This is a genomic window from Exiguobacterium aurantiacum DSM 6208 (genome assembly GCF_000702585.1).
Classification (GTDB): Bacteria; Bacillota; Bacilli; order Exiguobacteriales; family Exiguobacteriaceae; genus Exiguobacterium; species Exiguobacterium aurantiacum.
This window is the reverse complement of the sequence record NZ_JNIQ01000001.1, coordinates 321,058-341,966: the sequence shown is the minus strand read 5'-3', so window position 1 is coordinate 341,966 and position 20,909 is coordinate 321,058. Positions and strand designations below refer to the sequence as shown.

Annotated in this window: 24 protein-coding genes; 12 read left to right on the top strand and 12 right to left on the bottom strand. The window is 52.4% G+C overall.

The genetic code is table 11. The features are described 5' to 3' along the window. Positions 1–27: 27 nt before the first annotated feature. Both P398_RS0101940 and mgsA read right to left on the bottom strand, forming a co-directional pair. Positions 28–981, bottom strand: coding sequence for a hypothetical protein (locus P398_RS0101940; RefSeq protein WP_235263467.1), 954 nt, complete (start codon positions 979–981; stop codon positions 28–30). After that, positions 932–1,345 carry a methylglyoxal synthase gene (gene mgsA / locus P398_RS0101935; protein WP_029333915.1) on the bottom strand — a complete coding sequence of 138 codons (414 nt, stop codon included), beginning with the start codon at positions 1,343–1,345 and terminating at the stop codon, positions 932–934. The genes P398_RS0101940 and mgsA overlap by 50 nt, the downstream gene beginning before the upstream one ends. A gap of 214 nt (positions 1,346–1,559) precedes the next feature. Here mgsA and P398_RS0101930 point away from each other — a divergent pair, with 214 nt between their 5' ends. Together P398_RS0101930 and P398_RS0101925 are read left to right on the top strand one after the other, a co-directional pair. Next, entirely contained in the window at positions 1,560–3,341 is a 1,782-nt protein-coding gene (locus P398_RS0101930; RefSeq protein WP_029333914.1) for a mechanosensitive ion channel, read from the top strand. A 148-nt stretch (positions 3,342–3,489) separates the two neighbouring features. After that, a complete protein-coding gene (locus P398_RS0101925) occupies positions 3,490–4,938 on the top strand; it encodes an HD domain-containing phosphohydrolase (protein WP_235263292.1) in 1,449 nt (482 codons plus the stop codon). Positions 4,939–4,982: 44 nt separating this feature from the next. Here P398_RS0101925 and P398_RS0101920 read toward each other — a convergent pair whose 3' ends face one another. Further along, positions 4,983–5,285, bottom strand: coding sequence for an AzlD domain-containing protein (locus P398_RS0101920; protein ID WP_029333912.1), 303 nt, complete (start codon positions 5,283–5,285; stop codon positions 4,983–4,985). After that, positions 5,282–6,013 (bottom strand): AzlC family ABC transporter permease, encoded by a 732-nt coding sequence (locus P398_RS0101915; protein ID WP_029333911.1) that lies wholly within the window; start codon positions 6,011–6,013, stop codon positions 5,282–5,284. The genes P398_RS0101920 and P398_RS0101915 overlap by 4 nt, the downstream gene beginning before the upstream one ends. Positions 6,014–6,126: 113 nt before the next feature. Here P398_RS0101915 and P398_RS0101910 point away from each other — a divergent pair, with 113 nt between their 5' ends. Continuing rightward, positions 6,127–6,828, top strand: a complete 702-nt coding sequence (locus tag P398_RS0101910) for a CBS domain-containing protein (protein ID WP_029333910.1) — start codon at positions 6,127–6,129, stop codon at positions 6,826–6,828. Here the strand turns inward: P398_RS0101910 and P398_RS0101905 are convergent. Together P398_RS0101905 and P398_RS0101900 are read right to left on the bottom strand one after the other, a co-directional pair. Then, complete coding sequence (locus tag P398_RS0101905; RefSeq protein ID WP_024370977.1) at positions 6,811–7,146, bottom strand: antibiotic biosynthesis monooxygenase; 336 nt, start codon at positions 7,144–7,146, stop codon at positions 6,811–6,813. The two genes, P398_RS0101910 and P398_RS0101905, sit on opposite strands and share 18 nt — an antisense overlap. 81 nt (positions 7,147–7,227) lie before the next feature. Continuing rightward, complete coding sequence (locus P398_RS0101900) at positions 7,228–8,064, bottom strand: M15 family metallopeptidase (protein WP_029333909.1); 837 nt, start codon at positions 8,062–8,064, stop codon at positions 7,228–7,230. 200 nt (positions 8,065–8,264) lie between these two features. Between P398_RS0101900 and P398_RS0101895 the strand changes: the two genes are divergently transcribed. Beyond that, positions 8,265–8,483 (top strand): hypothetical protein, encoded by a 219-nt coding sequence (locus tag P398_RS0101895; RefSeq protein WP_024370975.1) that lies wholly within the window; start codon positions 8,265–8,267, stop codon positions 8,481–8,483. A 58-nt stretch (positions 8,484–8,541) separates the two neighbouring features. Beyond that, positions 8,542–9,018 carry a hypothetical protein gene (locus P398_RS0101890; protein ID WP_029333908.1) on the top strand — a complete coding sequence of 159 codons (477 nt, stop codon included), beginning with the start codon at positions 8,542–8,544 and terminating at the stop codon, positions 9,016–9,018. A 13-nt stretch (positions 9,019–9,031) separates the two neighbouring features. On the opposite strand, the gene P398_RS0101885 is transcribed toward P398_RS0101890, so the two are convergent. Next, the gene (locus tag P398_RS0101885; RefSeq protein ID WP_029333907.1) at positions 9,032–10,138 is read right to left on the bottom strand and encodes a glycerol dehydrogenase; all 1,107 of its coding nucleotides are present in this window, start codon (positions 10,136–10,138) and stop codon (positions 9,032–9,034) included. A 380-nt stretch (positions 10,139–10,518) separates the two neighbouring features. Here P398_RS0101885 and P398_RS0101875 point away from each other — a divergent pair, with 380 nt between their 5' ends. From P398_RS0101875 to P398_RS0101855, 5 genes are all read left to right on the top strand, one after another. After that, entirely contained in the window at positions 10,519–11,178 is a 660-nt protein-coding gene (locus tag P398_RS0101875; protein WP_029333906.1) for a type 1 glutamine amidotransferase domain-containing protein, read from the top strand. Positions 11,179–11,286: 108 nt separating this feature from the next. Continuing rightward, the gene (locus P398_RS0101870; RefSeq protein ID WP_029333905.1) at positions 11,287–11,712 is read left to right on the top strand and encodes a DMT family transporter; all 426 of its coding nucleotides are present in this window, start codon (positions 11,287–11,289) and stop codon (positions 11,710–11,712) included. A gap of 13 nt (positions 11,713–11,725) precedes the next feature. Further along, the gene (locus tag P398_RS0101865) at positions 11,726–12,397 is read left to right on the top strand and encodes a Crp/Fnr family transcriptional regulator (protein WP_024370970.1); all 672 of its coding nucleotides are present in this window, start codon (positions 11,726–11,728) and stop codon (positions 12,395–12,397) included. 11 nt (positions 12,398–12,408) lie between these two features. Beyond that, a complete protein-coding gene (locus P398_RS0101860; protein WP_024370969.1) occupies positions 12,409–12,879 on the top strand; it encodes a DMT family transporter in 471 nt (156 codons plus the stop codon). Between the two features lie 78 nt (positions 12,880–12,957). Then, on the top strand, positions 12,958–14,283 hold the full coding sequence (locus tag P398_RS0101855) for a hemolysin family protein (RefSeq protein WP_029333903.1): 1,326 nt from the start codon (positions 12,958–12,960) through the stop codon (positions 14,281–14,283). A gap of 11 nt (positions 14,284–14,294) precedes the next feature. On the opposite strand, the gene P398_RS0101850 is transcribed toward P398_RS0101855, so the two are convergent. Both P398_RS0101850 and P398_RS0101845 read right to left on the bottom strand, forming a co-directional pair. Next, positions 14,295–15,476, bottom strand: a complete 1,182-nt coding sequence (locus tag P398_RS0101850; RefSeq protein WP_029333902.1) for an amidohydrolase — start codon at positions 15,474–15,476, stop codon at positions 14,295–14,297. Positions 15,477–15,539: 63 nt separating this feature from the next. Beyond that, entirely contained in the window at positions 15,540–15,917 is a 378-nt protein-coding gene (locus P398_RS0101845) for an NUDIX hydrolase (protein ID WP_029333901.1), read from the bottom strand. Between the two features lie 144 nt (positions 15,918–16,061). Between P398_RS0101845 and P398_RS0101840 the strand changes: the two genes are divergently transcribed. Together P398_RS0101840 and htpX are read left to right on the top strand one after the other, a co-directional pair. Continuing rightward, positions 16,062–16,607 carry a LemA family protein gene (locus P398_RS0101840; RefSeq protein WP_024370965.1) on the top strand — a complete coding sequence of 182 codons (546 nt, stop codon included), beginning with the start codon at positions 16,062–16,064 and terminating at the stop codon, positions 16,605–16,607. Positions 16,608–16,622: 15 nt separating this feature from the next. Then, on the top strand, positions 16,623–17,507 hold the full coding sequence (gene htpX, locus P398_RS0101835) for a zinc metalloprotease HtpX (protein ID WP_029333900.1): 885 nt from the start codon (positions 16,623–16,625) through the stop codon (positions 17,505–17,507). 305 nt (positions 17,508–17,812) lie between these two features. On the opposite strand, the gene nagE is transcribed toward htpX, so the two are convergent. The 3 genes from nagE to P398_RS0101820 are packed head-to-tail and all read right to left on the bottom strand — an operon-like array spanning position 17,813 to position 20,635. Further along, entirely contained in the window at positions 17,813–19,300 is a 1,488-nt protein-coding gene (gene nagE, locus P398_RS0101830; RefSeq protein ID WP_029333899.1) for an N-acetylglucosamine-specific PTS transporter subunit IIBC, read from the bottom strand. Further along, a complete protein-coding gene (locus P398_RS0101825; protein ID WP_024370962.1) occupies positions 19,297–20,145 on the bottom strand; it encodes a PRD domain-containing protein in 849 nt (282 codons plus the stop codon). Before P398_RS0101825 ends, nagE begins: the two co-directional genes overlap by 4 nt. A 19-nt stretch (positions 20,146–20,164) precedes the next feature. Further along, on the bottom strand, positions 20,165–20,635 hold the full coding sequence (locus P398_RS0101820) for a PTS sugar transporter subunit IIA (protein WP_029333898.1): 471 nt from the start codon (positions 20,633–20,635) through the stop codon (positions 20,165–20,167). Positions 20,636–20,909: the final 274 nt, after the last annotated feature.

The following is a 20,909-nucleotide window of genomic DNA, read 5'->3' as shown; positions in this document are numbered from 1 at the left end:
CCTTCTCGTGAGAGAAAGCGCGACGTTTTAATAGTAGATGATGATGTCGTCATTGCCGAGCTGGCAACGGGTATTTCGCCAGACGAACTCGATGAGGGTCCATGACGCCATGAATCCGCTAATGCCGAGCAGGACGAGCGCGTAGATTGGGGTCAATTGGATCAAAAACGACCATTCGAGCGCCATGAGCAACGGTTGGGTCAAAATAACGAAGCCGATATAGACGAGCACGATGAAGAGCGCGAACAAGACGCGTCGCCCGAGCGTTTGAAACTGGTGACGGAAGCGGGTCAACATACCGAAGACGGCCCCGGTCAACAGAACCGGAAGCACGAACCCGAAGTAGTCGATCGCATACATAGCGGTCGGGGCGGTAAAGAGACGCAAGCTGAACAAATCGTCCATGACAAGCAACAGGTTCGCATAGGCGAAGGCGAGAATCATGCCGAGCAGCCATCCGAACTGATTCCAGGCACGGCGCGATGATTTCATCGCCTCGATTTTCGTGTAAGCGAGGAATGAGACGTCGCGCATCTCGATATCTTGCAACTTTAATTTCATCTCGTTCAAGCGGTCGATCGCCCAATCGAACTCGCGGGTGACTTGTGTCTTTTCGTAAGGTTTGAGTTCATCGGATTGTTCGACGATCGTATGGTATCGCCGTCTGAACTCCTCATTTGTGGATGGTTTTTCGACCAGAAATGCCGCGTATTCGCTCGGGTGCTGTTTTAATAGCCCCTCAAGTGATTGACCGTTCTTCTCGGCTTGATGGATGTATCCGGCCAAGCTATCGAGTAACCGCTCTGCTTCTGCCTCGTCATCGACGAGCTCCAACAAATGAGTTCGGACTTGATCATAATAGGCTTGGAGGGCCGGATCGTTAAATACTGGTTGCTTCAGAATGATCCCTCTCTTCTTCTCATTATATGTTTCATAGAGGCGGTTCGTCGTTATGGTGGAGCTGGCGCGCCTCGAAATCACCTTGTTCAATGCTGCGAATCAAAATCTCGCTTCCTCCCATGTTCGTGGCGAGAGGGATTGAATAGACGTCGCAAAGCCGCATGAGCGCACTCACGTCAGGTTCATGCGGTTGGGCCGTCAACGGGTCGCGGAAGAAGAGAATCATGTCCATCTCTCCACGCGCGACGGCAGCCCCGATTTCTTGGTCACCCCCGAGTGGTCCTGACTTAAAACAATGAACCGAAAGGCCGGTCGCCTCAGCGACACGTGCTCCTGTCGTGCCGGTCGCGAACAGTTGATGGTGCTCCAAAATATGGCTGTATGTTTTCACGAGTTGAATCAAATCATCTTTCTTCTTGTCATGGGCAATCAAGGCGATGTTCATTTTGACTCCTCCTAAAAAAGATTTTCCTACTCATTCGTACCACATTTGATTAGGAAAGACACGTCTTCTTTCTAATGAAAACAAAATCGATCATTCTTGAATCTTTATCGCGCTATATGAAACAGGAAAGGTTTAGGCGTCTGGAAATGTTGGTATTAATACAGAGAGTCAATGTTAACCAAAATTTAAAAAAAAGATAGGAGGAAGATGTTGGATGGATAATACAACATACAATTTCAACACGTTCATGTCATGGTTACCAGATCTTTTACTTGCACTTCTAGTCCTCGTTGTCGGTTTTATCTTAGCGAAAGTTCTGGAAAACGTGACACGTAAGGCGCTCCGTAAAGCTCGCCTTGACGAACGCGTTGGTGTCAAAAAAGAAGGAGAGCCAGGTAAACCTGGAAGAGAGGAGAAGCGGTGGACGCCTGAACGGATTATCGGCAAAGTCGTCTTCTTTGGGGTATTGCTCCTCGCCTTCTTAATCATCTTTGAATTTATGAACGTACCTGCAGTGACACAACCGTTCAGCCAAATCTATGCTGGACTCTCTGGTTTGATCACAGGAGTCGTTAAAGCGGGTCTTATTCTGCTCGTAGCCTGGATTATCGCGACATTGTTGAAAAAAGCGATTCAAATGGCAGGTCATCGTCTCAACTTGAACAAATTGATGGAAAAGACCGGACAAGAGTCGACGAGCGTCAATCAGACGAAATGGGTCGATACGGTCGCGAACATCGTCTTCTACCTCGTCTTGCTGTTAGCGCTCCCGGCTGTCCTTGACGCCCTCGGATTACGCGGAATCAGCGGACCGTTCGAAGACTTGTTGAACAGCTTCCTTGCTTTCATTCCTAAACTCGTTGCGGCTGCTCTCATCTTTGCCATCGGTTACGTCGTGGCGAAGATCGTACGTGACATTTTGACGAAGTTCTTGGAGGCGGCAGGGTTAAACAAGTTTGCCGAGAAGCTCCACTTATCGGATTACGTCAAAGGGTCGAGCCTTGCGAAAGCAGTCGGCACGATCGTGTTCATCTTGATCATGATCCCGGTCACGATTTCAGCGCTTGAAGCGTTGAACATCCGCGGGATTTCAGATCCAGCGATTTCGATGCTTAACAACATTTTGGCGATGATTCCAAACATCATCGTTGCCATCGTCTTGATTCTCGTCGGTGTCTTCGTCGCCAAGTGGCTCAAAGGTGTTGTCGTTTCACTCCTTGAGAACTTAGGCGTCAACTCGCTCGCTGAGAAGATGGGCTTCGGTGGACGTTCTACGTCATCGACGTCGGTCGCCCAAGTGATTGGGACGATCGTTCAAATTATCGTAATCTTGTTGTTCGTCTCTGAGGCGCTCCAAGTCGCTAACCTCGACTTCATGGCGTCACTTGCGACAGCAATCTTCGCTTACTTGCCAATGGTCATCGCGGCCATCATTATCTTGGCCGTCGGTTTCTGGCTCGCCAATATGGCAGAACGTCTCGTCGGCAGTGTGCTCGTCGATGGAGCAGGTCAACCGAGCGTTCTCCGTCACGTGGCAAAATATGCGATTCTCGGAATTGCCTTCTTCATGGCAATTAGCCAACTCGGCATCGCGCCGATGATTGTCAACACAGCATTCTTGCTCATCCTCGGTGCAGTCGCGCTTGCGTTCGGCCTTGCCTTCGGTCTCGGTGGACGTGAAACAGCGGCCCGTTACTTGAAGAAAGCTGAGAAGAGCATCGATGAGACAGAAGTCTCGAAAGAAGGGCTCGAGCAAGAAAAAGCACAAATGAATCAAGAAGCCGAAGCTGCAAAACGTGAGGCGAAACAAGGTTTGGATCAATCGAAACGTGAAGCGAATCAAACGAAACAAGAGTTGAAGCGTGAAGCGGATCGGACGAATATGCCGAACCAAACGAACGTAGACGGTCCAGAACCGAACCCGTTCCATGACAATATCACGCCGGATGAAAACAACCGGTCATTAGACGATAATGAAGGACCACTCCGTCCGTAATCAATCGTTGAACAGGTCTCTCACTGAGAGGCCTGTTTTTTTTCGTGATGGCATCAATAGTGAGGGGCGACCGGTCGATAGTATAGGTAATCAGTCGACAGAGGTAGGAGAGGGTTTCGTGTTTAAAACGTTTCAACGAACATTGCTATTGAATTATGTATTAGGGTCAGGCATCGCTGTTTTTGGGGTTGGTGGTTTGTTCATCTTTCAGACGCTCGAGTTGTCCCCGTCTGAAATGATGATTTTATTTTCCATCATGGTCGTGTCAGGGTCAATCATGGCGGCACTGGAGTTGTCCATGTATCGGAGACATGTGGCGCCGGTCCGTGCGGCCTGTTTAAACGAGGTCCCGAGTCGAGCGATGCTTCAGCAGGCGTTTGATCAGACGAGTCGTTTTCCGGTGCTCACGGTCAAGCGGATTATGGGTCCCCACTTGTTCGGGCTATCGATTCCGGCGATGACATTGTCCGTAGTTGCCATTCAACGAGGTTGGGTCGACTTGCCGTATCGGATGATCGGACTTGCTGCCCTCGGTGCCGTATTGATCGCGATTCTTCATGCCCTGATCGAATTGTTTTTAACGTATCGTTCCGTTGAACCGATGCTTCTTCATTTACAGAAACAGAATGAACAGTTGAATGAGCAGCCGCTGCACACGACGTATCATTCGCTCAGTGTCCGAACGAAATTGCTATTCAGTATGCTCGTCATCGGAACGTTCCCCATCATGTTGTTCATGCTCGCCTCAGGCGTGCAGTTATCGAACATCGACCAGGTTGATGCGTATTGGGTGTGGGCCGCCCTCATCCTAGTCGTCATCGTCTGTGTGGCCACATTCAGCAGCGTTTTGCTGTATGACAGTATTAAGCGTCCGCTCGGCGCATTGACCGAAGGGGTCACCGCCATCGATGCCGGCACGCTCCAGCCAATCGCGAACCCATATTCCGACGAATTCGGTCGGCTCGTGACCGGGTTCAATCACATGGTCGAGAACGTGACCCGCCGAGAGGCCGAGAACGAACAATTGCTGAATAGCCTATTCGTCTTATTTGCTGCGACGTTAGACGCTCGTGACTCTTACACAGCCGGACATTCGGAACGCGTTGCCGCGTACTCGGTCGAGTTGGCGAAGGCGCTCGGATTGCCTTCCCATCAAATTGAGTTGCTTCGTAAGTCGGCGCTCCTTCACGACATCGGAAAAATCGGTGTCCGCGATGACGTTTTATTGAAGGAAGACAGATTGACGGACGAGGAGTTCGCACAAATTCAACAACATCCGACAATCGGCATTCACATCTTGAATCAAATCACGTTGCCGGACTCGCTGCAACCGATTTTGGCAGGTGTGCGTTCGCACCATGAACGCATCGATGGGCGCGGGTATCCGGACGGCTTGGCGGGAGAAATGATTCCGCTCTTCGGTCGCATCATGGCCATCGCCGACGCCTATGACGCGATGACATCAGACCGTCCATATCGACAAGGCATGCCGCCTGACAAGGCGTTATCGATTTTAGAAAGCGGACGGGGAACACAATGGGACGCGGCGTTCGTCGACATGTTCGTTCAATTGCGACGTGAAGCGATTTCCGCGTGAAAAAACAGGCCTGCCCCCGATTCAATCGGGAGCGGGCCTGTTCGTCAAAGAAATGCTTCCATGACGTACACACCGGCAATTCCGCCGAGAACGACGAGAACGAGGTTCATACGCAATAAGGCGAGGGTGACCGCGACGACACCGCCGGCGACGGCCGAAGTCGTGTTGCTCGTTGCATGCAATATTCCCGGGAAAATAAGGCTTGCAAGCACCGCGTAAGGCGTGAACAATAAGAAACGCTTCAAGAGCGGGGGAAGCTTCAATTCTTTAAGCCATAGGAGCGGGACGAGCCTCGGAATATAGGTCACGACCGCCATCGCCAAGACGAGTAGCAATAAGCTGATCACGTTGTCCCCTCCTCACGATATAGAAGTGCTCCGGCGCCTGCCGCGACGAACGTCGCGATGATGATGCTCAACCCGGAAGAAAGTGGGAGGATGGGCATCACAACCCAATGTAGAAACCCTTGTGTCCATGCGGCGAGGAGAGCCACGACAACGACGGGTTTTCGTGTGAGTGACGGAACGAGCAGACCGATGAACATGGCGTATAAGGCGATGCCCATGCTCGCCTGAATCGTCGCCGGTAAACCGAAAGCGAGGAACACGCCGATCCACGTCCCGACGTTCCAAGCGAGAAACGCGATCATATTCAGTCCAAGGACGAAATGGCCGCGTGTTGCCTCGTTTCGTGTCGAGGCGACACTGAACGTCTCGTCTGTTACCCCGAAGGCAAGCGCCGCGAGGAAGCGATTCGATGTCGTCTCGAGACGTTGGGATAGCGAGGCGGACATGAGAAAATGTCGCAAGTTCAAAATGAACGTCGTCAATACGATTTCCCAATACATCGAGCCGGCCATGATCAATTGCACGCCGATGAATTGACTGGCTCCTGCGAAAATGAAGAGTGACATCGCGAGCGTGATTGCGTTCGGCATCTCGAACGACTTTGCCAAAAGACCAAAGGCAATCGCAATCGGAATATAGCCGACCGCGACGGGAATCCCGGCACGCATGCCAGAACGAAAAGCCTCTTTGTTGGATAAGCGTACCGTCTCATAGATTGAAGTCGCCATCGACTTTCCTCCTTTCAGAAGTTGGGATGTTCATTCATTCGATGTAAGGAGGTGTTATCCTGCTCGAATGGAGAAAAAAGCGGGTATAGAAAGGCGATAAGGAGAGTGAGCTTATGAGCAGAGCCGAAGAATTCATCGCTTCGTATCATCGGATTGAAGACTATTTGAGCCGGGAGCTCGGGGACGGGAAACATTTCAGTTTCAGCAACATGGTCAACCGTCTCGCCAAGAACAACCCGGTGATCGAGCGCTATAAAGAAGATTTGCATCAGATGAGCCAGTTGCGTAATGCCATCGTCCACGAGCGGCGCGAACCCGATTTCATCATCGCCGAGCCCCATGACTCAATCGTCGACTTGATCCTAGAAGTCGAGCGGGAACTGTTACACCCTCGGCAAGTCGTCCCGCTATTTCGAAAACGCGTGACGACGTTTCGGGCCGACGATCCGCTTCAAGACGTACTAAAAGAAATCCGTAATAAAAATTATTCACAATTTCCGATTTACAGCATCGACGGATCGTGGCTCGGGTTGTTGACGAAAAAAGGCGTGACGAGTTGGCTCGCCGAATCAGCACACGACTCCCTTGTCTCGCTCGACGGGGTACTCGTTAGCCACGTGCTACACCACGACCCGCACATTCATCGCTATCGCTTCATCGCCGCACATACGTCGGTCATCGAAGCGCATCACCATTTCGTGAACATGAAAGAAGGAGCGCGCCTCGACGCCCTCCTCATCACAAAAACCGGCGAAGAGAATGAGCCGCTTCTCGGCATCATTCGACCGCAAGACATCTTATACGTGATTGGTTGAGGCGCCGTGTTCGATGGCGACCTCGTATTGACTGACCGTATTCCCGAGGACGATCGGCTTCACGTCAGACGTGCCGTCGTCCCGTTTTTTATGGGCGTGTTTATACGCGCCGCTGTCACGCCAGTTCTCAAAGCTCGCAGCGTCACGCCAAGTCGTCATGATGACGACTTGATCTTTCGTCTCGTCCGAGGTGTCGGTCAGCACTTGCATACGGATGAACCCGTCCATCGACTCGATTCCTTTCGTCGTCTCGAATCGAGATTTGACCGCTTCGACTTTTCCTTTTTCTACGTCCAACTTGTTCATCACAATCCACATATTGCGTTCCTCCTTCACAAGTATCGTACATCTTCTAGTATAGCGTGAAGTCGGCTCCGATTTATCGCTTCCTGCTCGGTGTCAACGCTTCGTCCACCACTCTTCAAACGTCCAATTGTTCTGTTTCATCGTCGTTGCCTCATTGACGCCGACGTAGCGCAAGTGCCACGGTTCATAGTTGTAGCCGGTGATTTTCTCTTTGCCTTTCGGATAGCGGATGATGAAGCCGTAACGGTGAGCGTTCGCTAGCATCCATCTTCCTTCCGGGGTCTGCTCGAACGAGGCGGCGAGCCCCAGTTGCATGCGCTGGCTCGTCATATCGACGGCGAGTCCGGTCTGATGCTCGCTATGACCTGGCCGGGCGACGTACATCGAGGCGTAAGCCGTCCCTCGAGCATTGACCCAATAATTGTAGAGCGATTTTTGGGTCGTGTAAGAACGATAGGCGCTGAGCGCGTAGAGCGTATGCCCTTGTTTCCGGCCATCATAATAGAGGCGGGCGAGTGCGTGGGCGGCCTCGGCGGCCATGAGCGTCCGTTCGCTTCCTTTCGCGTAGACGGTCGGGATTGTGAGGGTGACGAGTTGGGTGGACCGATAAGTGGATGCGAGTCCATGCTGCTTGTTGACGAGGCGAAGCCGTTCGGTCGAGGAAAGTTTCGGGATACCGGCTTTGAGGTTCGTGGATGGGGTGAAGTAGCGGGTGCTGCCGATGTAGACGTTCGACCAACTTCGGTTATAGACGGAATACTGTACCGGTGTGTTCTTTGGGAGCGTTTTTAAAACCGGTGACGTTTGCATGGCACGTCCATACAGTTTCGTCGATTGGATCGTATAGCCGGCGGTCGTTTTCGTTGCGGCTTCGGTGACATGCGTGCTGAACATCAGGCAGACGATGAGGAACGCGGCGATGAATTTCATGACGGTCATCCTCCTTCTCAATCGATAGTTCTGTTTTCCCTTTTTTACAAATGTTGAAAAGAGAAACTTTTAGGGAATAGAGTACGAGCGTATCCGCCTCATGACCACATCTGGATACGGCCGCAGCCCGATGCGCCGTATCCATGCAAGCGGTACACTTGAACTAACAAGAACGGTCGGGACGAGAAAGGAGTGATCGTATGGAACTCATCTTCGGCTTACCGCTTTTATTGCTCATTTTGTTCTTCGCCTTTTTGTATTTCAACATCAAAGGGTTATCGGACATGTGGAAAGATTACAATCGTACGAAGTCGATGATTCCGCTTGGATTCTTCGTCGTCGGGATTCTCGGGATCTTTACCGGGATTTGGACGTGGCTCGTCATCCTGATTTATTACGCGATTCGTCCGAAGTCGTGACCGAACACCGTATGCGGAGGCATACGGTGTTTTGTTATACTGAGGGCGAGGTGAAATCATGGAAAAGTTAATCAAGGCGTGGTTCATCATCACGCTGATCACATTCATTCTATTCAAACTCGGAGAGACGATGACGGCATCGTACACGGAGCCGGCTGGTGAAGGGAACCCATACGTACTCGTCTTGCTCATCGGCTGGCCGTTCGCGCTATTGTTCGTTTGGATCACCATTCGGCTCGCGCGTCGAACGGTGCAAACGGTCCATCCGTTCGGCCGGGTCGGGCTCATCATCGGCGGCATCGCCATGGCGGCGTTCGCGCTGACGGTCAATGCCGATCAAGCGAGCGCACTCCGTGATGGGATTCAGGAGTCGACGAACGCGGCATATGCGACAGGCTGGAATCAATTCACGAACATCATTTACGTGAACCAACTGACATTTTTCATATTGACCGTCAGTTGCATGGTCGTCGGCATCATGTTGACGTTCATCGCCTCCCCGAAACAAAAAAACGAGGATCAGCCCGAGCGCTGATCCTCGTTTTCAATTAGCGGAGCTTCGCTTGATACAAGCGGGCGTACCGATCGGCCGCGATGATGGCGTCCGCCACGTCTTCCGGTGTAACGTCAAAACCGCTATGAATCGTTTCCCCATCGGCGGTTGCGGCTTGTCCGACTTTTAGGATGTCTTCTCGTGAGGCGTCTTTCAATTTCACGTCTTCGAGCGTGACCGGCAAATCAAGCGCCATATATAAGGCGACGTAACGCTCGAACTCTTCTTGGGTCCGTCCTTCGAGCGCGAGTTGCACGAGCGTGCCGAACGCGACTTTCTCACCGTGGGTCAAGTGATGGATGTCCCCATCGAGCGCCGTGAACCCGTTGTGGATGGCATGGGCCGCGGCCAGACCGCCGCTCTCGAAACCGAGACCGCTGAGTAAGGTGTTCGCCTCGACGACCGCCTCGAGCGCCGGTGTGACGACTTTTGCCTGCACCGACTCGTACGCAGGGATCCCATAGTCAAACAGCACTTCCTCACAACGTTTCGCAATCGCTTCAGCGGCGATGGTCGGGACGCCGCCTGCCATCGTCTTCCCACCGAAGGCGAGGACGCTGCGCACCTCGACCCATGTCGCGAGGGCATCCGCAATGCCTGAGGCGAGGAAGCGGGCCGGCGCTTCGGCAATCAGCTTCGTGTCAACGAGCACGAGGTCCGGGTTTTTCTTATAGAAGCGATAGCTCTCAAAGTTTCCTTCATCGGTATAGATGACGGATAAAGCACTCGTCGGGGCATCCGTCGAGGCGATGGTCGGAACGATGACAATGCGGGCCTCAAGTTCGTCGGCAACCGCTTTGGCGGTATCGAGCGTCTTCCCGCCACCCATGCCGATTACGAACGAGACATGGTTCTCTTTCGCGGCAGCAGCGATTCGCTCAATCTCGTGGCGAGATGCCTCGCCGACAAAATCTGCTTTCTCCGTTTCGACATCGCTTGAGGAAAGAGCGGCGGTCACGCGGTCCCCGATGATGCGCCAAACGATATCGTCGGCAATCAACAGGGCCTTCGAACCGAAATGACTCACATGTTTTCCGAGCTGGTCGATCGTATTCTTACCTTGCACATACTTGGCTGGACTGATGAAAACGCGTTCTGACATAATCAACATCCTTTCGAAGTGAGCTGGCGATGGACAACAGTAAAGTTGTTCCCGGTTTCTGGTGTACGGTAAACGGATATTCGCGTGACAGCTCCGTGAACGAGTGTCACAACGGACATAATGTACTTCCAATGACGATGAGCATCACAATCAAAGCGGCGACGGCGAGAAATCCCCATTCTAGTATCGATTTCGTCACGACAATCCCTCCTGCTGGCTAATGAGACCAGTATACTCGCACAATGGACAACGTCCGTTTTCAAAAAAAGACCAGGTCAAAAAAAGTTTGTCGTTAAGGTCGGGGGAGCATTAAAGGGTTTGAAGGTGAGAAGAGCGGGAACAACTATGTCGTATGCTCATTTCAGAAGGAGGAATTGATGATGTCAAAACATGTATTGATCGTCTCGACGTCTGCCGATAAACTAGAGAATGGCCATGATACAGGACTTTGGCTCGAAGAGTTCGCGGCGCCGTATCTCCAATTCGAGAAGCAAGGATACAAAGTGACCGTCGCAAGTATCGAAGGCGGAGACGTGCCAATCGATGCGAACAGTCTCGAGGACGGCTTGTCACAAGACGTTCTGAACACACAAGATTTGTTAAAAAATACGGCTCGTCTCGACCAGGTTGCAGACGACACGTATGATGCCGTCTTCCTACCAGGTGGACATGGGACGGTCGTCGACTTCCCGAACAGCGAAACATTACAACGCGTCGTACGCGACGTCTATGAGAACGGGAACGTTGTGGCAGCGGTTTGTCACGGACCAATCGGACTCGTGAACGTCAAGTTGAGCAACGGTGAACCGCTCGTGAAAGACAAACAAGTGACGGGCTTCACGGATGCCGAAGAGCGCGAGATGCAGCTCGACTCAGCTGTACCGTTCTTGCTTGAAACGGCGCTTCGCGAGAAAGGCGGCAACTTCGATGGGGCCGACAACTGGGCGGTCAACGTCGCTGTTGACGAGCGTCTCGTCACAGGTCAAAATCCGCAATCGTCTGAGCGGGTCGCCGAAGAAATCGTCAAGTTACTCAAATAACGCCATGGACAATCTAGGCATTGCCTAGATTGTCTTTTTTCGGACATATGTCCTTTTCAAACGATTCATTCTCCCGTACAGTCAGACGAAGAGACAGGGGGAGAAAGAATGGGAATCATCTTTGCGTTGCTCTCGGGCACGTTTATCGCCTTACAAGGCATCTTCAACGCCAAACTCGGCTATGCGGTCGGGGCGTGGTTGTCGGTCACCGTCGTCCACCTCGTCGGATTGGCGTTGGCGCTATTCATCTACGCGTTCAAGCGTGACGGGGATATCACCGCGTTCCGACGCGTCCCTTGGTATTACAGTCTGGGCGGACTGTTCGGTGTGTTCGTCGTCTTCGGTGAGTTGACGGCGATTCAACAGCTCGGCGTGACGTGGGCGATTTGTGTATTGCTCGTCGCACAGTTGATTGGGGCATTTTTAATCGATTCGAACGGCTGGTTCGGTGTCGCAAAGAAACCGGTCACCGGAGGACAGGTCATCGGACTCAGCCTGATGGTGATTGGGATTGGCGTCTATACGTTCACATGAGGAGGACACGAAGATGAAAGTAGAGGCTGCGTTAATACGGCTTGGTTGGCGTCACTTGTTTTCGGAACAGACGCTCGCCCACTCCTCGATTGTGACGTATCCATCCGGGGCGATGCTCTGTGCGAACGATCAAGTAATCGATGCGTTGTTCGTTGTCCTAGAGGGGCGTGTCAAAATCTATACGCTCAGTGAAGAAGGAAAGTTGCGCTTGCTCCGCTTGAAAGCGGCCCCGACATTGATCGGAGACATCGAATACGCGAGCGGACGCCACGTGCTCCATACGGTCGAGGCGGTCGGGCCGGTCGTTTGTTTACGAATCCCGTTCGAGGTGTTGCGAGCGCATAACCGGACCATCGAGTTCACGGAACATCTGTTGCGCGGTGTGTCGGAGAAATTGTTCATCGAGGCGAACGCGTCGTCGAATCATTTGATGTCAACGCTTGAAGAGCGTCTCGCCGGCTACCTCGTCTCGCTCAGTGAGTCCGGAAATGATTTGTTTCAGACAGAGATGAGTCAATTGAAACGAAAAGAAGTGGCCGAGTGGCTCGGGACGAGCTATCGTCACTTGAATCGGACGTTGCAGGCGTTCGCGGATGAGGGACTCGTCGAACGGACGCGGAAACAAGTCAAGATTTTGGATATGGAACGATTAAAGCAGCGTGCCAATGGCATGCTCTACGAGTAAGGAGAATCATCATGATTATCGGAATCATCTGTTCGGCCGTCGCGGGTGCGTTCATCAGCGTCCAAGCGGCCGTCAATGCGAAAATGAACGTCCATCTCGGGGCGTGGGCGACGACGGTGCTCGTATTTGTCGTCGGTCTTCTCGGTTCGCTCATCCCGCTCGCTTTGTTTGGCGGGAACATTCGAGGTGTATTTGACATCTCGCCAATTTATGCGCTCGGCGGGCTGCTCGGGGTAGGCGTCGTCTTTTGCGTCATGCGCAGCATCCAGTTGCTCGGTCCGACTTTGTCGGTGTCGGTCATCCTCGTGTCGCAGTTAGTTTGGGCACTCGGCGTCGACTTGTTCGGTGCGTTCGGCATGCCGCAACTCGCGTTGTCACCCGGGCAAGTCATCGGCTTGATGATATTGTTGCTCGGTGTCGTCATCTTCAAACAGTCACAAGCTGTGGCGCTACAACATGAATCCATGAAGGAAGCCGCTTGAAGGAGTGGCTTTTTTCGTGCATAAAACGGGTACAGAGACGTATGATGGATAAAGTGAACTGAAATAACTATAGAGGTGATGAATACGGTGGGCTCTTCCATATGGATCGACTTAATGATCGTCTTGTTTTTGATCGTGTTGAACGGGATTTTCGCGATGACGGAAATCGCGCTCATCTCATCGAAGCCATCGAAGCTCGAAGTCGAGGCGAATCGGGGGAAGCGGAGCGCGCAAATCGCATTGAAGTATTCAAAAGATCCGACCGACCTATTGTCGACCGTTCAAGTCGGGATCACGTTGATCGGTATCATCAACGGGGCCTACGGGGGCGCCAGGTTCTCGACACCGGTTGGGAATGTGTTCGAGCAGCTCGGTATGAGCGCGCAATCGGCGTCGACAGTCGGGTATGTGCTCGTCGTCACCGTGATCACGTATCTCTCCCTCATCATCGGCGAGCTCGTCCCGAAGCGAATCGCACTCGTCGCGCCGGAACGGGTGACGATGGCAATCATCCCGGCGCTCGACTTATTCAGTAAAGTGATGCGGCCGTTCATTTGGATCTTATCGAAGTCGACGCTGTTCTTGTTCAAACTGCTCGGATTGAAGGCAGAGCGAACGGACGGGGAGACGGAACTTGAAATCAAACAACTGCTGTTCGAAGGGGCACAGCAAGGACAGTTTGCCCATGAAGAGGTGCAGCAAGTCGAGCGCGTGTTTGCGTTTCACGATCAATTGATTTACGAGTTGATGCAGCCGCGGACGACACTCGAATGGGTCGATTTAGAAGATCCGGTGGAAGACATCGAAGCCGCTGTTTATGAGAGCAAGCATAGTAAACTGCCAGTCGGACGGGGGACGCTCGATGATTTCGTCGGCTACGTCGATGTTCGTGACGTGTTGATGCTGCCCGAGTTATCAACCCCTTCGGACATCCTCAAAAAAATTAAACAACCGCTCATCGTGCCAAAACAACGAGAGGCGAGCCAAGTGCTCCAAATGATGCAACAGACCGGGTCACCGATTGCGTTCGTTTTAGACGAGTACGGCGGTTTTCTCGGACTCGTCACGCTATTTGACATCCTTGAAGAGATTGTCGGCGAGGTGATGATTGAAGAAGAACCGCCGGACGTCGTGCGCCGAGAAGACGGTACGTATTTAGCCGATGGGCTGCTCAGCATCGAAGACTTGAAACGGACGCTCGGTATTCGGGACGCCCGATTCGATGAGGGACGGAACGCTTATCATACACTCGCCGGTCTCGTCATCTACACGCTTGGTGACTTCCCGAAACGCGGGGACGTCGTCGAGGCGTATGGCCTACGTTTTGAAGTCGTTGATATGGACGGGAAGCGAGTCGACCAAGTGCTTATTTCTGTGTTACCGGAAGAAACAAAAGAGGCGTGACGCGATTTGCGTCACGCCTCTTTTGTACTTGTCCACGTCTCGACTGCGGCATTCATCAAGATGCGCGCCATGTGGAGCATCGCCCGTTCATCGACGTCAAAGCGAGGGTGATGGTGTGGGAAGATGGCGCCTCGTTCCGGGTTGCCGGCACCGGCAAAGAAGAAGCTACCCGGGACGTGCTGCAAGTAATAGGCGAAATCCTCACCGACCATGAGCGGGGACATCTCGACAATCCCGGCATCTCCGATTACGTTCGCGGCCGAGCGACGCACGTGCTCCGTTTCGATTGGATGATTGATGACCGCGGGATAGCCTTGGATGTAGGTCAAATCATAGTCCGCGCCAGCACCGGCACATGTCGAAGCGATGATGCGCTCCATATCCTCCATGATGCGTGTTTGCGTGTCTGGATTAAACGTCCGGACGGTTCCGGACAAACGGGCTTCGTCTGCGATGACGTTGAACGCCTGTCCCGACTCGAACGTTCCAATCGTCAAGACGGCCGGTTCGAGCGGATCGACGCGGCGACTCAAAATTTGTTGCAGTTGGCTCGCGACGTTCACCCCGACCATGAGCGAATCGATTGTATGGTGCGGGATGGCTCCGTGTCCCCCTTTTCCTTTGATCGTCAGTTCGAAACGGTCAGCTGCCGCCATGATGGAACCGGTTTTCACGCCGATGGTCCCGAACGGAAGCGGTGTCCAAATATGAACGCCATATATATAGTCGACCCCGTCGAGACAGCCATCTTCAATCATCGGTTTGGCGCCACCGGGTGCGAGTTCTTCGGCGAACTGGTGAATCAAGACGACGTCTCCGGGCAAATCGGCCTCGGCGAGCACTTTGGCGAGCACGAGCAGCGACGCCGTATGGGCGTCATGCCCGCACGCATGCATCGCCCCGTTCACTTTCGATCGATACGGGACGTCTTTCAAATCTTGAATCGGCAACGCGTCGAAGTCGGCCCGGAACGCAATCGTCGGCCCGTTCCCGCCTTTGATGCGCCCGACGACACCGTTGCCGCCGACGTCTTCGCGGACATCAAGGCCGAGGTCGCGTAAATAATGCGCGATGAAACGAGGTGTCTCTTGTTCCTCGAACGAGAGTTCAGGATGTTGGTGGAAGTGACGGCGTAGCGTCACCATCTCTTCATATAAATCAGTCAGTCGGGCATCAAGCGTTGTGACAAACATCGAGAACACTCCAATCTTATATATAATGGTCGGTCAAATGTGCTGCCAAACAGCATGGGCGGTCTAATCATCCACGATCCTTGGGTGCAAGCGTTCCTTCGCCTCGAACGGTGTCACCCAAGCAGCATCACTATGTTCGAATGACAAGGCGACTGTCGTCGAAGCAGGACGACACAAGTACGTCAAAATCACCACTTGCCGGCTCGTGTCGGTCAAAAATGTCGTCGCATATAACAGTTGGGTGACAGTGACACGTAACCCGACTTCTTCCTCGACTTCACGTTCAAGCGCTATCTCGAGCCTCTCGCCGAAATCGACTTTGCCGCCGACGAGTTCCCACATGCCGGGATCGATATCGTCTTCGATCGAACGTTTTGCAATCAACAGCTTTCCTTCGTGGACGATGACCGCTTTCACGGCAACGACGATCGTTCCTGGCATATCATCTTTCCTTTCTGATGACGATTTGTTGACATGATTCAGCCTAGACTGTGTTTTTTCCTTATTTTTGTAAAAGATAAGCTTATCGTATACGATGAAAGGGAATTAGAACAGCAGTGAATTCAAGAAACGAGGTGCAGGAATATGTTATGGATTGGATTAGGCGTCATCATCTTGCTGGCGGTCATTTATTTCTCGGCTTACAACGGTCTAGTGAAGTATCGAAATTGGGTCGATGAGGCGTGGGCCCAAATCGATGTACAGCTGAGACGTCGCTACGACTTGATTCCGAACTTGGTCGAGACGGTGAAAGGGTACGCGAAACATGAAGAAGAGACGCTTGCGAAAGTCGTCGAGCTTCGCAATCAGATGGGAGTAAGATCGACGCGGCAAGAACAGATTGACATAAACGATCAGTTGAGCGGCGCACTGAAAAATCTGTTCGCGCTTCGCGAGGCGTATCCTGATTTGAAGGCGAACGAGAATTTTAAGATGCTCCAAGAAGAGTTGACGCAAACGGAAAACAAAGTCGCGTACTCAAGACAGCTCTATAACAACACAGTCATGAAATATAATACAAAAATCGAATCGGTGCCGACGAACGTCATCGCCTCGCTCCATCATTTTGAGAAGCGTGACATGCTCGAGGCGCGAGAGGAAGAACGCGAGAACGTTCGCGTCTCGTTCTAATGCGAGGTGCCAGCGATGCTCCTTTATGAACAGATTCGTAAAAACAAAGTGAAGACAGTGTTCATCGTCGCCGGCTTCATCTTGTTCGTCTTGCTCGTCGGGGCGGCGATTTCGTATATCAATTACGGGGACGCGTTGCCAGGTCTCATTTTCACACCGGTCTTTTCGTTGTTTTATGTCGGTATCGTCATCATGTCGAGCACGGGCATCGTTATGCGGATGAACCATGCGAAAGAAATCACCTCGGTCGAGCAGCATCGCTTCTTATGGCATACGGTCGAGAACATGGCGATGGTCGCCCGGGTGCCGATGCCGCGCGTCTTCATCATCAACGACCCGTCCCCGAACGCGTTCGCGACCGGACTCAAGCCGGAGAAGGCGGCCGTCGCGGTCACGACCGGGCTACTGGACCGCCTGACACGTGAAGAAGTCGAGGGGGTCATCGCCCACGAAGTCGCGCACATCAAAAACTACGACGTCCGATTGTCGACGGTCACGCTCGCCCTCGTCTCGGTCATCGCCATCATGAGTGACATCGGGTCGCGGATGCTGTTCTTTCGAAGTGTCGGCGGACGGCGTGATAACAATCAAAACCCGATTTTCTTAATCGTCGGGCTCGTCCTGCTCGTCCTCGCACCGATTATCGCGACGCTCATCAACTTGGCGATTTCAAGAAATCGTGAATTTTTGGCGGACGCGAGCGGGGCCGAGCTGACGCGTAACCCAGAAGCGCTCGCTTCGGCGCTCGAAAAAATCGCGAACGTCGAGACGCCGGTGAAAGAGGCGTCGAACGCGTCGGCACCGCTCTATTTCTCGGATCCGATGAAGAAAAAGATGAGCGGACTATTGTCGACACACCCGAATCCGGTCGAACGCATCAACCGGTTGCGCCAGATGTGAGGTGCATACTAACTTGACTGATTTACAGAGAGAAGATGCATATGCTAAAATGGATAAAAATGGTATGGGTGTGATTTGAAATTCGAATGCTGTTGAATGTGATCCTAGTTGCTATAGTTTTGTTTATCGGGTTAATTATCCCTGGATTGCTTGGGTATAACTTCACGTGGTTACTGTTACATGGGTTTACGTGGTTGACGACGTATGTGTTGCCCTGGCTGTTTTTTTATCTTTTTGTACGCTTCTATCAACTATATCGTCAACGACAATGAAAGCCACCTCGCATGCGAGGTGGCTTTTGTCGTTTATCCGGCGCGGTGGCTCCGGAGTTTCTCAATCTCTTCGAGGACGAACTGTACGTTCGTGCCGACGATGACTTGAATGTGGTTCGGGCTGACGACTTTAATTCCTGGGATGCCCGCTTTCTTGATTTGCGTTTGGTCGACCGTGTCCATGTCTTTCACATCGACACGGAGACGTGTGACGCATGACTCGATTCCTGTGACGTTTTGGTCGCCACCGAGTCCGTCGTAAATCATCGCTGCCATGGCCGAGTATTGTCCGCCAGCTGCGACTGGAGCTGTTTTTGTTTGGCCTTCAGGCGCTGTCTCGGTTGCGACGGCATCGACCGCCTCATCCGATTCGCGACCTGGTGTCGCCAAGTTGAGCTTGACGATCATGAAGCGGAAGATTGTGTAATAGATGGCACCGAAGACGAGACCTTGGACGAGCAACATGTACGGTTGATTCGCGAGCGGCAACCGTGAGCTGAGCACGAAGTCGACGAGACCGGCACTGAAACCGAACCCGGCCGTCCATTGGAACGTCGCGGCGACAAAGAGTGAGATCCCTGTCAACACAGCATGCACGAGGTAAAGAACTGGCGCGAGGAACATGAACGAGAACTCGAGCGGTTCTGTGACACCTGTGAAGAATGAAGCGAACGCTGCGGCGAGAAGGAGCGAAGCCGCTTGCTTTTTACGTTTTGTTTTCGCTGTGTGGTACATGGCGAGTGCTGCCGCCGGGAGACCGAACATCATGATTGGGAAGAATCCGGCTTGGTAACGTCCCGTGATTCCTTTCTCCCCTTCACCCGACCAGAAGTTTCCGATGTCATTGATACCGGCCACATCGAACCAGAACACCGAGTTCAAGGCGTGGTGAAGACCGGTCGGGATCAACAGACGGTTGAAGAAGCCGTAAAGACCGGCACCGAACGCGCCCATTTTCGAAATCGTTTCACCGAATCCGACGAGTCCTGTGTAGACGACCGGCCAGATGAAGTAAAGAGCGACCGAGACGAGGATCATCGCGAACGCCGTCATAATCGGTACGAGACGCTTGCCGCTGAAGAAGGCGAGGGCGTCAGGCAATTTCACGTGGCTGAAGCGGTTGTACATTTGAGCGGCGACGATACCTGAGAGGATACCGACGAACGCGTTAGCGATTCGTCCGAACGCTGGGTTGACGGCTTCTACGTCGACCCCTTGGAAAAGAGCGACCGTTCCCGCAGAAAGAAGTGTCGTGACCGTGAGGAAAGCGACGAGACCACTGAGGGCGGCTGAGCCGTCACGGTTTTTCGCCATCCCGAGGGCGACCCCGACGGCGAATAGAATTGGAATGTTATCGATGATAGCACCACCGGCTTTAATCAAGAAAGCGGCGGCAATGTTCTCAGACCCCCAGCCGACTGGGTCGATCCAGTAACCGATCCCCATGAGGATGGCCGCTGCAGGAAGTACCGCAACCGGCAACATGAGGGAACGTCCGAGACGTTGTAAAAAGTTCATCATTGTGAATGTCCTCCTTTTTGATGGTGTTGATCTTGCAGGCGTTGAATGTGGAGCGTAATATAACCAAGCTCTGACTCGGGCAAGACGATACCGTATAAGTCTTCCATTTCGTTTGCGACATCAGACGCGCATGTGTATGCCGACGAGAATTTTGTTTGGATCATCTGTAACATATCCTCGTCAATCGTATGATGATCATAATGGTTGACCCGATCCATGACGAATCGTAAATGAGTTAATAAGCGTTGATAGGATAAGTCATCTTCTTCAATGGATAGGTCGAGCCGTCTCGAAATCGATTGAATCATGTCTCGTACGATCGTCGTCTGTTTGAGCGTCTTACGCAAATCACCCCCTTTCACTTTAAGTGTATGGATATGGAGCGCGATGAAGGCGGCTTCATCTTTCGGCATCTTCACCCCGAGCGTATTCTCGATATGCTGAATCGCCCATAGCCCGATTTCATATTCATTGCGATATAGAATTTTGATCTCGTTCAACAGTTTGTTCCGGAGCGAGATCCCTTCTTGCTCCCGTTCGATGGCAAACGAGATATGGTCGGTCAAGACGACGTGGATGTGTTCATTGAACGTCGTCTCGAGCCGCTTTTCCGCGTGACTAATGATTTCTTCTGAAATCGTGAAATGTTCGACCGGGATGCGGCTCAAGAGTTGTTGAAACTTGTCGCCTTCGGACATGACGAACAGCTTCTCAATTTTATGCGGATTGACGACGTCATTGCGCGCCTTCTTAAATGCGACGCCCGGCCCGATAGCAATCTTCTCTTCACCATCGTCCGAGACGATGACCGCATTGTTGTTCAAGATTTTTTTGATTTTTAACATGGTTCCTCCTATCGAGGAGTCATTGTTCCGCTTGAGCGACGACCGTCTTGCCGGGGAGAGCCGGGCCACCTGTGTGGAAAGCATATGGCTCTTTCAGCTCGCCACCGTTCGTGACGATCATCGGCGTGACCGTGTCTTTTCCGGCTTGATGAATTTGTTCGAGGTTCGCTGTGAGCAGCGGTTGTCCGGCGTCGACATGATCGCCTACTATGACATGTACTTTGAACGGTGCGCCTGCGAGCTCGACCGTGTCGAGCCCGACATGGATTAAAATTTCGGCGCCGTCCTCGGTGCGAATCCCGATCGCGTGCTTCGTCGGCGCGACTTGGACGATGGTCCCTTTGGCCGGTGCGACGACGGTCCCGTCCGTCGGCATGATGGCAATCCCGTCGCCCATCATCTTCTCGCTGAACACCGGGTCGCTCACTTCCTCAAGTGGAATGATGTCTCCTTCCATGGGTGCATAAAGTGTCAGTGTATGTCTCTTCATCCACTTATTCAATAACATCTTCGATTCATCCTTTCGTTCGAAAAATGATTGTGAAAAAACAAAACAGGCATGGAGTACAGACGGGTGGCGTGAGCCTTTCGTCTTACCCCATGCCTGATCGAATCAGTCACATGTGATCATTATTCGTTTCGTCATCATCAACATAGCACGCCACTGCAGAGAAGACAAGTCCTAATTTGAAAGCGCTCTCTAAAAATTTTACTTCTTCAGGATTCTGTTGTATAGTAAGGGCGAAACTGAATGAGAAAGGTGT

What these genes read in the sequence shown, in the direction of transcription:
- P398_RS0101820 (WP_029333898.1), bottom strand. Translation starts at nt 20,635, where the DNA reads ATGAAGAGACATACACTGACACTTTATGCACCCATGGAAGGAGACATC.
- P398_RS0101900 (WP_029333909.1), bottom strand. Translation starts at nt 8,064, where the DNA reads ATGAAATTCATCGCCGCGTTCCTCATCGTCTGCCTGATGTTCAGCACG.
- P398_RS0101840 (WP_024370965.1), top strand. Translation starts at nt 16,062, where the DNA reads ATGTTATGGATTGGATTAGGCGTCATCATCTTGCTGGCGGTCATTTAT.
- P398_RS0101825 (WP_024370962.1), bottom strand. Translation starts at nt 20,145, where the DNA reads ATGTTAAAAATCAAAAAAATCTTGAACAACAATGCGGTCATCGTCTCG.
- P398_RS0101890 (WP_029333908.1), top strand. Translation starts at nt 8,542, where the DNA reads ATGGAAAAGTTAATCAAGGCGTGGTTCATCATCACGCTGATCACATTC.
- P398_RS0101930 (WP_029333914.1), top strand. Translation starts at nt 1,560, where the DNA reads ATGGATAATACAACATACAATTTCAACACGTTCATGTCATGGTTACCA.
- P398_RS0101910 (WP_029333910.1), top strand. Translation starts at nt 6,127, where the DNA reads ATGAGCAGAGCCGAAGAATTCATCGCTTCGTATCATCGGATTGAAGAC.
- P398_RS0101905 (WP_024370977.1), bottom strand. Translation starts at nt 7,146, where the DNA reads ATGTGGATTGTGATGAACAAGTTGGACGTAGAAAAAGGAAAAGTCGAA.
- P398_RS0101885 (WP_029333907.1), bottom strand. Translation starts at nt 10,138, where the DNA reads ATGTCAGAACGCGTTTTCATCAGTCCAGCCAAGTATGTGCAAGGTAAG.
- P398_RS0101845 (WP_029333901.1), bottom strand. Translation starts at nt 15,917, where the DNA reads ATGCCAGGAACGATCGTCGTTGCCGTGAAAGCGGTCATCGTCCACGAA.
- P398_RS0101855 (WP_029333903.1), top strand. Translation starts at nt 12,958, where the DNA reads ATGAATACGGTGGGCTCTTCCATATGGATCGACTTAATGATCGTCTTG.
- nagE (WP_029333899.1), bottom strand. Translation starts at nt 19,300, where the DNA reads ATGATGAACTTTTTACAACGTCTCGGACGTTCCCTCATGTTGCCGGTT.
- P398_RS0101860 (WP_024370969.1), top strand. Translation starts at nt 12,409, where the DNA reads ATGATTATCGGAATCATCTGTTCGGCCGTCGCGGGTGCGTTCATCAGC.
- P398_RS0101895 (WP_024370975.1), top strand. Translation starts at nt 8,265, where the DNA reads ATGGAACTCATCTTCGGCTTACCGCTTTTATTGCTCATTTTGTTCTTC.
- P398_RS0101915 (WP_029333911.1), bottom strand. Translation starts at nt 6,013, where the DNA reads ATGGCGACTTCAATCTATGAGACGGTACGCTTATCCAACAAAGAGGCT.
- mgsA (WP_029333915.1), bottom strand. Translation starts at nt 1,345, where the DNA reads ATGAACATCGCCTTGATTGCCCATGACAAGAAGAAAGATGATTTGATT.
- P398_RS0101865 (WP_024370970.1), top strand. Translation starts at nt 11,726, where the DNA reads ATGAAAGTAGAGGCTGCGTTAATACGGCTTGGTTGGCGTCACTTGTTT.
- htpX (WP_029333900.1), top strand. Translation starts at nt 16,623, where the DNA reads ATGCTCCTTTATGAACAGATTCGTAAAAACAAAGTGAAGACAGTGTTC.
- P398_RS0101875 (WP_029333906.1), top strand. Translation starts at nt 10,519, where the DNA reads ATGTCAAAACATGTATTGATCGTCTCGACGTCTGCCGATAAACTAGAG.
- P398_RS0101850 (WP_029333902.1), bottom strand. Translation starts at nt 15,476, where the DNA reads ATGTTTGTCACAACGCTTGATGCCCGACTGACTGATTTATATGAAGAG.
- P398_RS0101870 (WP_029333905.1), top strand. Translation starts at nt 11,287, where the DNA reads ATGGGAATCATCTTTGCGTTGCTCTCGGGCACGTTTATCGCCTTACAA.